General features: G+C 33.9%; 15 protein-coding genes. 6 read left to right on the top strand and 9 right to left on the bottom strand.

The features are described 5' to 3' along the window. Positions 1-112: 112 nt before the first annotated feature. Entirely contained in the window at positions 113-832 is a 720-nt protein-coding gene (locus ABWU45_RS00335; RefSeq protein ID WP_353279107.1) for a hypothetical protein, read from the top strand. 115 nt (positions 833-947) lie between these two features. Here ABWU45_RS00335 and folD read toward each other — a convergent pair whose 3' ends face one another. From folD to ndk, 6 genes are all read right to left on the bottom strand, one after another. Then, the gene (gene folD / locus ABWU45_RS00330; protein WP_353278584.1) at positions 948-1835 is read right to left on the bottom strand and encodes a bifunctional methylenetetrahydrofolate dehydrogenase/methenyltetrahydrofolate cyclohydrolase FolD; all 888 of its coding nucleotides are present in this window, start codon (positions 1833-1835) and stop codon (positions 948-950) included. Then, on the bottom strand, positions 1819-2394 hold the full coding sequence (locus ABWU45_RS00325) for a UbiX family flavin prenyltransferase (RefSeq protein WP_353278582.1): 576 nt from the start codon (positions 2392-2394) through the stop codon (positions 1819-1821). The genes folD and ABWU45_RS00325 overlap by 17 nt, the downstream gene beginning before the upstream one ends. Continuing rightward, positions 2387-2644, bottom strand: coding sequence for a DUF2312 domain-containing protein (locus ABWU45_RS00320; RefSeq protein WP_006014634.1), 258 nt, complete (start codon positions 2642-2644; stop codon positions 2387-2389). The genes ABWU45_RS00325 and ABWU45_RS00320 overlap by 8 nt, the downstream gene beginning before the upstream one ends. Positions 2645-2653: 9 nt before the next feature. Further along, a complete protein-coding gene (locus ABWU45_RS00315; RefSeq protein WP_029237684.1) occupies positions 2654-3931 on the bottom strand; it encodes an HlyC/CorC family transporter in 1278 nt (425 codons plus the stop codon). A 68-nt stretch (positions 3932-3999) separates the two neighbouring features. Beyond that, entirely contained in the window at positions 4000-5178 is a 1179-nt protein-coding gene (locus ABWU45_RS00310; protein WP_015587994.1) for an aspartate aminotransferase family protein, read from the bottom strand. 120 nt (positions 5179-5298) lie between these two features. Continuing rightward, positions 5299-5718 carry a nucleoside-diphosphate kinase gene (ndk, locus tag ABWU45_RS00305; RefSeq protein ID WP_264377498.1) on the bottom strand — a complete coding sequence of 140 codons (420 nt, stop codon included), beginning with the start codon at positions 5716-5718 and terminating at the stop codon, positions 5299-5301. Positions 5719-5832: 114 nt separating this feature from the next. On the opposite strand from ndk, the gene ABWU45_RS00300 reads away from it, so the two are divergent. The 3 genes from ABWU45_RS00300 to ABWU45_RS00290 all read left to right on the top strand — a co-directional run bounded on the left by ABWU45_RS00300 (position 5833) and on the right by ABWU45_RS00290 (position 8469). Then, a complete protein-coding gene (locus tag ABWU45_RS00300; RefSeq protein WP_353278581.1) occupies positions 5833-6657 on the top strand; it encodes a hypothetical protein in 825 nt (274 codons plus the stop codon). Then, positions 6654-7607, top strand: a complete 954-nt coding sequence (gene hemH, locus ABWU45_RS00295; RefSeq protein WP_353278579.1) for a ferrochelatase — start codon at positions 6654-6656, stop codon at positions 7605-7607. Before ABWU45_RS00300 ends, hemH begins: the two co-directional genes overlap by 4 nt. A 61-nt stretch (positions 7608-7668) precedes the next feature. Then, positions 7669-8469: a hypothetical protein gene (locus tag ABWU45_RS00290; protein ID WP_353278577.1), complete on the top strand. Its 801-nt coding sequence runs from the start codon at positions 7669-7671 to the stop codon at positions 8467-8469. Here ABWU45_RS00290 and gshA read toward each other — a convergent pair. Next, positions 8466-9620, bottom strand: coding sequence for a glutamate--cysteine ligase (gshA, locus tag ABWU45_RS00285; protein WP_353278575.1), 1155 nt, complete (start codon positions 9618-9620; stop codon positions 8466-8468). The two genes, ABWU45_RS00290 and gshA, sit on opposite strands and share 4 nt — an antisense overlap. An 82-nt stretch (positions 9621-9702) precedes the next feature. Here gshA and hslV point away from each other — a divergent pair, with 82 nt between their 5' ends. Both hslV and hslU read left to right on the top strand, forming a co-directional pair. Continuing rightward, on the top strand, positions 9703-10257 hold the full coding sequence (gene hslV / locus ABWU45_RS00280; protein ID WP_026092657.1) for an ATP-dependent protease subunit HslV: 555 nt from the start codon (positions 9703-9705) through the stop codon (positions 10255-10257). Between the two features lies 1 nt (position 10258). Continuing rightward, complete coding sequence (gene hslU, locus ABWU45_RS00275; RefSeq protein ID WP_353278573.1) at positions 10259-11710, top strand: ATP-dependent protease ATPase subunit HslU; 1452 nt, start codon at positions 10259-10261, stop codon at positions 11708-11710. 72 nt (positions 11711-11782) lie between these two features. On the opposite strand, the gene ABWU45_RS00270 is transcribed toward hslU, so the two are convergent. Beyond that, the gene (locus ABWU45_RS00270; protein WP_353278571.1) at positions 11783-12652 is read right to left on the bottom strand and encodes an FKBP-type peptidyl-prolyl cis-trans isomerase; all 870 of its coding nucleotides are present in this window, start codon (positions 12650-12652) and stop codon (positions 11783-11785) included. Further along, entirely contained in the window at positions 12645-13427 is a 783-nt protein-coding gene (locus ABWU45_RS00265) for a polyprenyl synthetase family protein (protein WP_353278569.1), read from the bottom strand. Before ABWU45_RS00265 ends, ABWU45_RS00270 begins: the two co-directional genes overlap by 8 nt. Between the last annotated feature and the right edge of the window lie 54 nt (positions 13428-13481).

The following is a 13481-nucleotide window of genomic DNA, read 5'->3' as shown; positions in this document are numbered from 1 at the left end:
GATGGCATTGTGTACATGTTTAGGTGTAACCATAAGCAATGCTCAAAACTTGCTGCTAGCATGTTTGAACACTTATTTTAGTATGTTTTAAGGAATGTTACATATGAGTAATATGAAAATGAAAAAATTGTTTGCTATATTGCTTGCTTCATCTTTAGCAAGTACAGCTAGTAGTAGTGCAAGTGAGTTAGAAGATCGGTACGAAGATCATTACTATGTAGGTTTAAACTTTGGTGCTGGATGGGGTGATACTTTTAAAATGAAACCTAGCGTTGTTTTTGGTTATAATTATGACAAAAATTCTAAATTTGAACTTGAGGTTCTTGCCAACATAAGTGATATAACTGATAAACAAAAAAGGAAAGTAGGAGCTAGCTTGTTGGCGAATTACCGTTACTATCCTGATCTTGAAATTGATCCCATTAAATTATATGCCAGTATAGGACTGGGTGGATATATCCAAGTATTGCCTTCTTTTGGCTTAGGTGGCAGTAGTACAGGTGAAACTAAAGGCAAAAATGTTGCAAATAAAGATGATTCAGGTAGAATTACGAATGAAGATGTTACAGAAAACGATAATACAAAGAAAGAGGAAGAAAAGAGTCAAGAAGCTCCAGCTCTACTAGCTGCTGATGAAACGTCTGATCCATCTTTAGTAGACAAAATACTGAGTTCTATTTCCTATAAACTAAAGGTAGGTGTTGATTATGAATTTACTCCGCAGATAGTTGCTACAGTTGCTATTGCTGCAAGTGGGCAATTAAGTGCCTTCAAGCCACCAGTACAAATACCAGATGCAATCATAGAAGTAGGCATACGTTATAATTTTTAATGTTCTAAATTGCATATTTCTTGTAGTGAATAAGATAATCCTGCAAAGAGGTTTGCTATTTGGATAAAAATTCGATGTTATTATCTAGAGACGGGTATCTATTTTTCTTATGCCCTCAATTAATGAAATCAGAAGGATCAACTCCCTTCTGTAAGCAAGCAGCAACTAAAGTGTTGATCATAAGAAATGCTATTGTCATCGGGCCAACCCCCCCAGGTACTGGAGTAATTGCTTTGACTTTTTCTTTTACTCTTTCGAAGTCAACATCGCCTACAAGCTTTGTTTGCTCTCCTACATTCACACTATTTATGCCAACATCGATTACTATTGCACCTTCTTTTATCCAATCTGGTTGAACAAAATTTGGCTTTCCAACTGCTGCAACTACTATATCCGCCTTAGAGCAATAATCAGCTAAATCCCTACTTTGTGAATGCAAGATGGTAACAGTGCAATTTTCTTGCAACAATAGGTGAAACATTGGCTTACCCACAATATTTGATCTGCCAATGATTACCGCATTTTTACCGGACAGATTATTTTCAACTGACTTAATTAAATGCAAAGAACCTTTGGGAGTACAAGGTATCAGACAATTTTTTTCACCTTTAACTAACCTGCCAACATTCTCATCATGAAAGCCATCTACATCTTTTTCAACACTTACTGTATTAATTATTCTACTTGCACTGATGTGCTTTGGTAAAGGTAACTGAACTAAAATTCCATGCACAGATGAATCTTCATTTAATGTATTAACTTTTTCAATCAATTCATCTTCTGAGATACTATCAGGCAAAACAATAGTTTCAGAACTTATGCCTATTGATTCTGCTTTTCTTTGTTTATTACGAACGTAGACCTGACTTGCTGGATTGCTACCCACAAGAATTACTTTAAGACAAGGAAAACCATTATACTCTTTCTTTAAAATATCAATTTTTTTTGATAGCTCCTCACAGAGATCATTTGCTATTTTTTTACCGTTAATAATAATTGACATTTCCTTGCCACTCCTTGAAGTCAGGTAATGCAATACCAAATAAATTCAATACTTTACCAACAGCATGATTTACAATATCATCCAAAGATTTTGGTTTAATATAAAAAGCAGGCATCGGCGGAGCAATAATTGCTCCCATCTCCGTTAGTTTTAACATATTTCGGAGATGTCCAAGATGTAGTGGAGATTCTCGCACCATAAGAACTAATTTTCTTCTTTCTTTTAGAGTTACATCTGCAGCCCTTGTTAATAGATTGGAAGTCACCCCCGATGCTATTTCAGACATTGTTTTCATAGAACATGGAGCAATAACCATACCTGAGGTTTTAAATGAGCCGCTTGCTATTTTTTCTCCTATTTTTTCTTCAGAATAGTAAAAATCTGCAAGCGACATAATATCTTCAAGTTTTTCTTTAATCTCATGAGCTATAGTTATTTTTCCAGCACTGCTGATCACTAAATGAGTTTCATGATTGGTATTTTTTAGTGCCTCTAGAATCCGTACACCGTAAATAGAACCAGATGCTCCACTTATTCCAATTACAATCCTACTATTCACCTTCGTAATTCATTCCCAATGCACGTTTGTAGGTATCAAGTAATATTTCCTGTTCCTCCCTGTCATCATCATCCATCTTTCTTAGCCTAATAATCTGTTTCATCACTTTTATATCCCAACCTTCATCTGCAGCTTTTGCATATACATCACGAATGTGATCTTGCACATCCCTCTTTTCTTGTTCAAGTTTTTCGATTCTCTCTATATAGCTCTTCAAATCTTCAGCCGTTATTTTTACTGTATCTTCCATAGAACCCAACTAATTAATTGCTACTACAGTATTATCAGTTTTTACTTGTACTTCAATCATAGTAATAATATTTTTATCTTTTTTTAAAATCTTAAAGTAAAAACCGTACATGGAAAACTCTTCATTTTCTTCAGGAATGCGCTCTATCTCGTTTACAATCATACCTGCTAGAGTTGTAGCTTCTTCATCAGGAAGATCCCAATGTAACTGTCTATTAATATCCCTAATAGTAGATTTTCCTTCTATGTGATACATATTATCGGATATCTTTTTTATAAAATTCTCTGTGATCAAATCATGTTCATCTGAAATTTCTCCAACTATTTCTTCCAGTATATCCTCAAGAGTTACGATTCCCTGTAGTGCTCCATACTCATCAATAACAAATGCAAGGTGTTTCCTGTTTTTACGGAAGTTGTGAAGTTGTACACTGAGTGGCGTACTTTCTGGTATAAACCAAGGCTTTGACATAACTTTGGCAATCTCTATTTTATTATCCTTTTCACGCAAGGCATTTATTAGATTTTTCACGTGAACCACTCCAACAATATTATCTGGTTCTTTTTGCCATAAAGGTACTCTGCTATGGCTACTGGTTAAAATCTCTCTTATTAACTCTTCTTTGTTTCGATCTATATCAAGAGAAAATAAGTTTCTCCTGTGGGTCATAATTTGTGATATTTCTGTCTCAGCCAAATCAAGTATACTATTTAGCATATCTAAATCCTGTTGTAACATAGTGCCCTCACTGCGGTGAAGAGTAATCATATTACGCATTGCATCTGCTGCAGATATTACCTCCCTATTCTTATGAAGCCCACATAACTTCAGAATGATATTGACAATAAACTGAATGCCTAATGTCAATGGAGAAAGAACCTTGACAAAAAACAGCATAAAATAAGCAGAAAGTAATGTAAATTTTTCAGGATTTTGCATGGCGTAAGTTTTTGGTAAAACTTCACAAAATAGCAAAATACAAAACGTCATCATGAATGTTGAAAGAAATATGCCCTCACTCCCAAAAGAATTTATAAATATTACTGTAAATAAAGCAGAGCAAGTAATGTTAATAATTGTATTACACAGTAATATTGTTCCTATTGTTAATTCTTTTTTACCTAACAAAAGCTCTATTATCTTGGCTTTTTTGTTACCTTCTAGCTTTAGTTTATTCACTCGGGATCGGCTAATTGAGGTTAACCCTATTTCTGCTCCTGAGAACAAAAACGATAAAATCAATAAGAAAAAAATTGCTGACAATACTGAAATCAATAACCAATCCATTAAAGTATGATGTTATTGCGATATAGAAACAGAGTTGATTTTATATGTTGTAAGAAGCATTTGCAAGTCTATATATCTTTAATATAAAAAAATAAATCATGAAATATATCACACACTGCATTCACATGCATATTCTCAACAACAAGTGGAGGAGTTATTCTTATTACCCTATTATTTAAAATTTTAGTCATTATTAAGCCTTTGTCAAGAGATTGTTTAACAATTTTATCAGCCAACGGTACTCTAAGCTCTATCCCTATCAATAAACCCTCCCCACGAACTTCTGAAACGATCTTCGGAAATTCTTCAGTCAAAGGCAACAACTTTTCTTTTAGATATTTACTGACCTTCTTAACATGGTCAAAAAAGCCTTCCTTTAGCATTACATCGAGTACTGCATTACCAACAGTCATAGCAAGTGGATTACCTCCATAAGTTGACCCATGAGTTCCTGGAGTGATTGCTTCTGCTATATAATCTTTTACTAAACATGCAGCCAGAGGAAACCCATTACCCATAGCCTTCGCACAAGTGAGCATATCAGGTTCAACTCCTATATTTTGATAGTAAAATAGAGAGCCAATCCGTCCATATCCGCATTGCACTTCATCAAAGCATAAAATTATTCCTTGAGCTTTTGTTATCTCTCTTACTTTTTTAAGATACTCTACGTCCAATGGATGTACTCCGCCTTCACTTTGTATGGGCTCTAAAAATATGGCAGCTGTTTCGCTATTGATTTTCTTTTCTAATGCTTCAATGTTATTTCTTGGAACTTTATCAAAACCAGAAAGGAGTGGAGCAAAACCTTCGCGTGATTTTTCATTTCCCCCAGCTGAAATTGCAGCAATACTGCGGCCATGAAAACCTCCTTCAATTGTAATGATGTGACTGCGCTTTTCTTGTCCATTTAAGTAGAAATAGCGGCGAATAAATTTAATTGCAGCTTCTGTTGCTTCAAGTCCACTTGAGCAGAAAAAAACTTTATCGGCAAAGGTAAGTTCTGTTAAACGCTGAGCAAGCCTTTCCTGCTGAGGAATAGTAAAAATATTAGAGCAGTGCCATAATGAATCCAGTTGCTCCTTCAGTTTATCTGTAATGTATGGATGACAATGCCCTAGAGAGGTTGTAGAAATTCCTGCAGCAAAGTCTAAATATTTTTTACCATCCTTATCGAAGAGATATACTCCTTCTCCTCTAACTATAGAAGCTTCAGATCTATTATAAGCGTTAACAACATGATCCATTTTAAATATTATCTATAGTGCATGAAAAAGCTTTCCCTTAATATTGCTTAAACTAAAAATTGGGCTAATATTATACAGTTCAACATAAAACTCAGAAATTTAATATGTAAAAAAGTAAAACTACACCAATTCACATTCAGCAAAAAAGAAAGCTATTTCTCTATGAGCGTTCTCTAGACTATCAGAACCATGCACTCTATTTTCACTAATATCATTAGCAAAATCACCCCTAATTGTACCTTTATCTGCCTGTTTTGGATCTGTAGCACCCATGATTTGTCTGTATTTACTGACTGCATTTTCACCGATTAAAACTTGAACTATCACAGACCCAGAAGTCATAAATTCCACCAACTCTCCAAAAAAAGGCCTATCCTTATGAATTTCATAAAACAGCTCTGCTTGTTTTTTTGTCAGCATCATCATTCTTTGTGCTATAATTTTTAGTCCAGATTTTTCAATGTAAGAATTTATACTGCCTGTAATATTATTTTTTACTGCATCAGGTTTTAATATTGAAAGTGTTCTCTCAATTGCCATATTATTTCCTTATATTAAGATCGTATATTTATAGATTTATTTTATTATAAACTTTGATTTGATAAAAGCAATTTTTCACTTATAGTTAAGAATAAACCATCAAGGAGGTGTTTTATGGGGTGTTGTAATAAAAAAAACAACAAACCAGTCGATCCTAATGTTAAACAATCAATTGAAACTACACTTACTGCTAAAGAATGGGTTAATCAATTCAAGTCATCAATTTTTTGTGGGACAAAAGGATTTTTAACTTTTAATTTGGCATTTTTGAGTTATTTAGAGTATAGCTTACACAATAATACAAAATTAAAAGAAGGCGCTGTTTTTGCAATAAAAAGGAATACTATTCCATTTTTCGAAATGGCTATCATAGTGCCATTTGTTTGTCTTGCATTACCATCTATGATAGGTGGGATGAACCTCATGCATTGTGCGCTTATATGTGCTGCACTGATGGTTGCAACATGTTTTGTTGTGAGAACCTTTTACTTGCGTGAAAAGTTATTGAAAAAAATGACTAATAATGAAAATTATACCGAGAAACAAATAGAGCAGGAATTTAAGAAAGACACTATAAAATTTCCTATCTTTTATAAAAACAGACAGCATATTGAGTATAATTCTCCTAATCCAGGACAACTAATGAATGAAAGTCCTCCCTATCTCTTTGTTAGGGTTTTACTTTTTCCCCTTACGATTTTTCTGAAGGCTCTACAAAGCTGCATAATGATATCTTTGGCTGCTGTTGAACTTTTTGAAGCAGTGCCAAGTTTTTGTGTTGATGTGGTTTTTGATAGAAACTTTGTATCTACACAGAGTAACGTGAAGAGATCTGGCCATCTATTGTATGCTAGTGTGAGAAATTTAGTGCCTGTAACTAAACTTGATGAGTGTGTAGCTAATTTTATAGGCAAACCTGAAGAAAGGTGCTGTCAGTGAAGAAGGCAGTAATCTTATTTAACCTTGGTGGACCTGATTCACTAAGTGCAGTACGTCCTTTCTTGTTTAATCTATTTTATGATAGAAGAATAGTCAATCTACCCAATCCTTTCCGCTTTCTTTTAGCAAAGTTTATCTCCAAAAGGCGAGAAAGTACTGCACAAGAAATATACGAGCACATTGGAGGTAAATCGCCAATCTTGGAGAATACGAAAGCACAAGCTGATGCTTTAGAACTAAAATTAAATGAAAATGGAAACCATGTATATAAGATATTCATCTGCATGCGTTATTGGCATCCATTTGCTGATGAAGTTGTTAAAAGCGTAAAGCAATTCGACCCTGACGAAATCATTCTGTTACCACTATATCCGCAATATTCAACCACCACAACTCTATCATCCATCGAGAATTGGCAAAAAAATGCCAAACTGGAATGTAACACAAAAACAATTCACCATTATTATGACAATGAAGACTTTATTGAAGCTCATGTTAATCTGACGTCTAAATATTATAAATTAGCTAGCAAAATCGGTAAGCCAAGAGTCCTATTCTCGGCTCATAGCTTACCTCTTAGTATCATTAAAAAAGGCGACCCTTACGCTTCACAGATAGAAAAAACAGTAAAATTAATAGTAAAAAAATTGAATATTGAAGATCTTGATTGGGGAATATGTTATCAGAGTAAGGTTGGCCCTGTAAAATGGTTGGAGCCTAGCACTGAAAGTGAGCTATCACGCGCAAAAGACGATAGTATACCTGTAGTTTTATCACCTATATCTTTTGTTTCTGAGCATTCTGAAACACTGGTTGAACTTGATATAGAGTATAAAGCAATTATCAAAGACGGATATTACTTTCGCGTACCAACTCTCAGTACTGATCTCTTATTTATCAAGTGCTTGGCCGATTTATGTTTAGATCACTCTCAAAGTACTGATTTATAGCACTTTTCTTTTTAGATTTTTATAGTATAATATTAAAAAGTTATTATTTTATTATCTACTTATGCCAAAAGGTAAGCCAAATACATTTATAGAAAGTATACATAATGCTCACAATCATGATATTAGAAAGATGTATTGTATTGCAGTAGGTTTAACAGGCATATTGTGTAAAATTTCATTGCAATTCTGTTGCGAGTTTATTGATAACAACAGATCCAATATTTGTACTATATTAGATATTTCTAAGTTCATAAAACTACCAACATCAATAATATTTGCTCTTCATCTTGGGCTAAATCTAGCTGGATATAAATCTAAAAAACTTCAGAATGGTAAAGGGGGAAATGAACCTGAAAAACCAATACAGGTTGTGGGTAGCTTAGCCTTCTTGGCAAACTGTGTAATAGGAATATTGATGCAGACAAAAATCATTCATTTCTTAGCTAGAAACAATACAAATATAATAAGTTATATTAGCTTAACATCAGCAGTTCTATTTCTATTTTCAGAATGCATAAACTGTTATTATACATGGAAGAAGTATCTAGATAATAAGGATTCTGAAAAGTCTGCTAAATATGGCAAAGAAGTTATTTTTAGCACATTCACTTTGTCATTGGGCTTGTTAAGCTTCATATTAAAAAGAATGGAACTTCCAACCATACCAATAGACTTGGGTGGTGGCATAATCTATAATTTCAACTTAACTGTTACGGTTAGTTTGATACTAAGTATAGCATATCTAGTATCAAACATCGATAAGTTTGTCAATCAACCTAATAATGGTACTGATCCTTCTACTGGACTTGATGACGCTCACCATATTCAGCATAATGGCAGCATTGTAGAAATTAATTATTAGAGATGAAAAGACTTAATTTCTACTGCCAATGCTAGCACTGCTAATTTGCTAACAATATTCCAAAGTGGCAAAGTTTTATTTTCTTGGCTGATATCATAAAATTCACAGTCAGTGGAATTCAAGCTAGAATATACATCTTTCCTGCTATTACATCGGTATAAGTAACATGTTGGAGTATCTCCTATATAGTATATTAGCGGTTCTGCAGAACTACTTTTAAATATGTCAATAGTTGGTACACCTTCTTGTATAATAACACTATTGATTGCTATTCCTTCTTTTATCTTTTTCATTTTATGACGCTTTTTTTTATTGAGATTTAATATTTCCTTTCCACTTGTTGCTGTTATAATGCCCATTCCATATGTGCCATTGCTTGCTTTGATAAAAACGTAAGGTTGTGTTTTTATTTCATATTCCTCATATTTTTTTTGCACTAGAGATAATATTTGGTCAACTTTAGTCGCTACTGCTCCTAGTGATGAATCATCATTAAAGTCAACTCCATTACAGCTTTCTGTAAGCACAGAAATAAGCCATGGGTCCATTTTAAATTCGCCACAAAATTCGGACACTAATTTTTGATAGATTTCAAAATATTGAAATTTCTGCCTACTGTGCCAGCCATATAATGGACTTGGCACTATCTCTTGTTTTACGTTTTCTAGCGTGTCTGGAATGTGGCTCGTCATATCACGGTTCAGTATAATAATATCAGGCACAAATCCTGAAGTTGTCTTCAGCAAAGAGTTTTCTTTCACAACAGTTTCATACTGTTCTATTAAATTGTACGTTTCATTATGAAAGAGGCCAATTCTAGTTTCAAAACCTGCGAGTTGCAGTACCTTTTCTATGGCAAATACATTTTCTATATACATTTTATTTCGTGTGTAATTCTCCGGTATTATAAGGGCCTTTTTATATTGTTTTGTTTCGAAGTAGCTTTTTATCAATTTTGCTGCTATCACTTTTGATACTTCACTTAGGTTATTAAACCCTGCAGGAAATAAATTGGCGTCTACTGGAGCAATTTTGTAGCCTGAATTCCTAAGATCTATGGAGCTATAAAATGGTAATGTAAAACCATTAAATTTTGTTTTGAACCAATTATTTATATCTTTTTCCAGATTTGGATGAATTATGTTTTGCATCTACACTTTAAATGTTATAAGAAAAGTACTATATTATAAGTTATAATCTTAATATAATATAACGAATTAAAATAACAAAAAAATGATTCATCATGACAGCAGTAAAATGTATGGTACTACTATACTGTCAATTAGAAGAGACAAAAATGTAGTAGTAATAGGTGATGGGCAAGTCTCGCTAGGCCATACCGTTATAAAATCTGGAGCAAAAAAAGTTAGGCGTCTTTCTGGTGATTCCGTAATTGCCGGTTTTGCTGGAGCAACAGCTGATGCATTTACTCTCTTCGAAAGGCTAGAATCTAAACTTGATAAGCACCCAGGACAGTTAATGAGGGCATGTGTTGAACTTGCAAAAGACTGGAGAATGGATAAATATCTAAGAAAATTAGAAGCTATGATGATCGTGGCAGACAAGTCCATTTCATTGGTCATTACAGGAACGGGTGATGTTCTTGAACCTGAAGATGGCATTGCAGCCATTGGCTCTGGAGGAAATTTTGCTTTATCTGCAGCAAAAGCTTTGATTGACGTTGAAGGAATATCAATAGAGGAGATTGCAAAAAAGGCTATGAAGATAGCTGCCGATATATGTGTTTATACAAACCATAATCTAATTATTGAAAAAATAAAGGAGTAATATGTCAAGAACTTTGTGTGCCAATTCTTCTGGTCAACCTGTAGTAGGTCAATCTGATAATAATGATGACTGCAATAAAAAAAACGGCCTCTATGAAAATGAAGGTACAGAAAGTAGCAGCATTCAAAGCTCACAAGCTTTATTAGATGATCTACCACCACAGAAGATAGTTAAAGAATTAGACAGATTTATAATCGGGCAGAATGATGCAAAGCGCGCTGTTGCTATTGCACTCAGAAATCGTTGGCGTCGAAATAAAGTCCCACTTCCACTACGTGAAGAGATTATACCTAAGAATATACTCATGATAGGCCATACGGGAGTTGGTAAAACTGAAATAGCTCGCCGTTTAGCAAAGCTTGCTGGTGCACCTTTTATAAAAGTTGAAGCAACGAAATTTACTGAAATAGGATATGTTGGACGTGATGTTGACTCGATAATACGTGATTTAGTTGACGCAGCAATAGTTTTAGTTAAGGAAAAAGCACGTAAAGCCTTAACTAAAAAAGCTTTAGGTTTGGCTGAAAAGATAATAGTCAACTCCATGGTTGGTGAAGATGCAACCGAGGAAAGCAAAAAAGTTTTCAGAGAAAGACTGAGAAATAAGGAATTTGAAGATGGAGAAGTTTCTATTAACGTCAGGGAGAGCAAGGGTATGCTACCCACTTTTGATATACCTGGTATGCCAGGTGGGCAAATTGGCGTGATGAACGTAACAGAAATAGTGGGTAAGATGTTTAATGGGAGCAAAAAAACAAAAACTATTACAGTTAAAGTGAAAGAAGCGCGTGAAATATTGATTAATGAAGAAAGCGAAAGGTTAATGGATGAAGACAAGATAATCAAAGAAGCGATTGATCTTGTTAGCAATGAAGGTATAGTGTTTTTGGATGAAATAGATAAAATTGCAGCACGTACAGAAATAAAAGGTGAAGTCAACAGAGAAGGAGTGCAACGTGATCTGTTACCACTACTTGAAGGAACAACTGTTTCAACTAAGTATGGCACCGTAAAAACAGACTATATATTATTTATTGCATCTGGTGCTTTTCATTTGTCTAAACCATCCGATCTTTTACCAGAATTACAGGGTAGATTGCCAATTAGAGTGGAACTTAAGGCACTTACTCAAGAGGATTTAATAAAAATATTAAAGGAACCAGAATCTAGTTTGTTAAAACAGTATATAGCGTTAATGAAAACGGAAAATGTAACACTTGAGTTTACTGATGATGGTATAGAAACTATAGCTGAAATAGCTTTTACAGTTAATAGAGAAGTAGAAAATATAGGTGCAAGAAGACTTCATACTGTCATGGAGAAGCTTTTAGATGAAATAAGTTTTATCGCTTCTGAAAAAAATAATGAGAAATTTGTTATAGATAGCAAGCACGTAAGAGATAAACTTGAATCAATTTCAAAGCAGCTTGATTTATCTAAGTTTATACTTTAGAAGAAACTTTTTCTTTAAGTAATATATAGCACTCAAGAAGCTTTATTTTTTCTTACTTCATAATTCTTTAAGCTATTTTTCAATAGTAGAATTCAAGCTTAAATCAATTATTGCAATATCACAATCTATGCCTTTTGTTAACACATCAGTTAAAAGATCAGGTGGAGAAAGAACTGTTCTTTTATTACCAGCTCTCATTCCCACAACTCCAAGTTCTATAGCAAGTGGTATTTTTTTGTCACCAACTTTAAACTGCACTATTTGATCTTTGATTATATACTCACCATTATATCTCTTTATGCTATATTGAGCCGATATCTCATCACCACACTTTACTTGTTTTCTAGTTTTGTTAATTAAGTCATTAAAAATCATTAGGTTATTTACTGAATCAGGATATTTATCTTTTACTTCAATCAGTTTGATGTAATAAGAGTTAAAACTCATTTTGTTGTCATCAGCGGCAATAGTAACTACACGCTCTCCACCTTCTTTCATACCTATTACCCCTAAACTCACTTCTTTTTCACCTATTCTCAGAGTAATATCAGAGACTTGACTTGGTAATGCTGCCAGATTGTTGGATATTTTGTACATTTGTAGCAGGACTTCTTGGCCACAGAAAGCCTTACTGCCGCTGCCTTCAGTAATTTCATAAAAGTTTATCGTCTCTTCTTCCTTTTGCTGTGTTATTTCTTCTAAATATTCTGCTAGCCCATGCTTTTCAATATAGCGATCAAGTGCTGATTCAAGTATGGGCTTTACTAGATAACGTGCTATCGTCTGTGTTAAACCATCATGTGTGGCATTTATCTCGTAAAGCTTGTCCTCTTTTTCCGGTTTATCTTTATTTATATAAACAATAGTGATTATAAAAACAGAAGATAAAGTGAGAACCATTACTAGAAAGATAAATATTTGTAATATAATTTTTTTAACCATCTTTTTTTACTTGATTCAATAAATCATATAAGTCATTAGTATTCCCTGAAAGCGTACTTAAATTATCTGAGGCCTGTTTAAAGAGACTATCTATATAGTTTTCCATTTCATTTTTGCCAAGCACGGACATTAAATTGTTTGTTTTATCTTGCTCATAATCTTCAATATCATCCTTAGCTTGAAAAATAAGCCCCAGATTTATTCCATAGTTATATAACGCTCTCCGCTCCTTGGTTGTAGCATTGCCTATTATAGCCCCTATTTCGCATGAAGCTGCAAATAGTTTTGCAGTTTTCATCAAATGAATTTCCTTTATTTTATTCAAATCTGCATCTATATCCAAAATCTGTCCTCCCACCATTCCCCTAACTCCTATCGCTTGAGAGAGCACTTTGATGATCTCACAATTTAACGAAGATAATACCTCAAAAGCCAAAGTAAGTAGTGCATCTCCGGCCAGTACTGCTATTGCTTCACCAAATTTTTTGTGGCAGCTCAGCTGGCCTCTTCGAGTGTCACTATTATCCATGCATGGTAGATCATCGTGAATTAGAGAGTAAGCATGAATAAATTCAATTGCTGCTGCTGCTGTTATTGCTTTTTCAACCTTTATGTTGAATATCGACGAAGATGCTATAACTAAAAAAGAACGTATATGTTTTGCAGGAGCAAGAAGCACATAACGCATAGCTGATATAAGTCTATTCTCGCTATTTTCAGGTAAGAGCTTATTCACTTCTACAACAAGCAAATTTTTTGTTGTTTCGTCTAGCATTTTTAAATTTATTAACTATCGAGTGCTAAGAGATAGGAAGTTTTTAATAGTTTA

The organism is Wolbachia endosymbiont (group B) of Longitarsus flavicornis, assembly GCF_964028135.1.
In the GTDB taxonomy this organism is placed as follows: Bacteria; Pseudomonadota; Alphaproteobacteria; order Rickettsiales; family Anaplasmataceae; genus Wolbachia.
The sequence above is the reverse complement of the archived record's forward strand: the minus strand, read 5'-3'. Positions and strand labels throughout refer to the sequence as shown.

What these genes read in the sequence shown, in the direction of transcription:
- hslU (WP_353278573.1), top strand. Translation starts at nt 10,259, where the DNA reads ATGTCAAGAACTTTGTGTGCCAATTCTTCTGGTCAACCTGTAGTAGGT.
- ndk (WP_264377498.1), bottom strand. Translation starts at nt 5,718, where the DNA reads ATGGCAATTGAGAGAACACTTTCAATATTAAAACCTGATGCAGTAAAA.
- ABWU45_RS00270 (WP_353278571.1), bottom strand. Translation starts at nt 12,652, where the DNA reads ATGGTTAAAAAAATTATATTACAAATATTTATCTTTCTAGTAATGGTT.
- hslV (WP_026092657.1), top strand. Translation starts at nt 9,703, where the DNA reads ATGATTCATCATGACAGCAGTAAAATGTATGGTACTACTATACTGTCA.
- ABWU45_RS00320 (WP_006014634.1), bottom strand. Translation starts at nt 2,644, where the DNA reads ATGGAAGATACAGTAAAAATAACGGCTGAAGATTTGAAGAGCTATATA.
- ABWU45_RS00335 (WP_353279107.1), top strand. Translation starts at nt 113, where the DNA reads ATGAAAATGAAAAAATTGTTTGCTATATTGCTTGCTTCATCTTTAGCA.
- ABWU45_RS00265 (WP_353278569.1), bottom strand. Translation starts at nt 13,427, where the DNA reads ATGCTAGACGAAACAACAAAAAATTTGCTTGTTGTAGAAGTGAATAAG.
- folD (WP_353278584.1), bottom strand. Translation starts at nt 1,835, where the DNA reads ATGTCAATTATTATTAACGGTAAAAAAATAGCAAATGATCTCTGTGAG.
- ABWU45_RS00310 (WP_015587994.1), bottom strand. Translation starts at nt 5,178, where the DNA reads ATGGATCATGTTGTTAACGCTTATAATAGATCTGAAGCTTCTATAGTT.
- gshA (WP_353278575.1), bottom strand. Translation starts at nt 9,620, where the DNA reads ATGCAAAACATAATTCATCCAAATCTGGAAAAAGATATAAATAATTGG.
- ABWU45_RS00290 (WP_353278577.1), top strand. Translation starts at nt 7,669, where the DNA reads ATGCCAAAAGGTAAGCCAAATACATTTATAGAAAGTATACATAATGCT.
- ABWU45_RS00315 (WP_029237684.1), bottom strand. Translation starts at nt 3,931, where the DNA reads ATGGATTGGTTATTGATTTCAGTATTGTCAGCAATTTTTTTCTTATTG.
- ABWU45_RS00300 (WP_353278581.1), top strand. Translation starts at nt 5,833, where the DNA reads ATGGGGTGTTGTAATAAAAAAAACAACAAACCAGTCGATCCTAATGTT.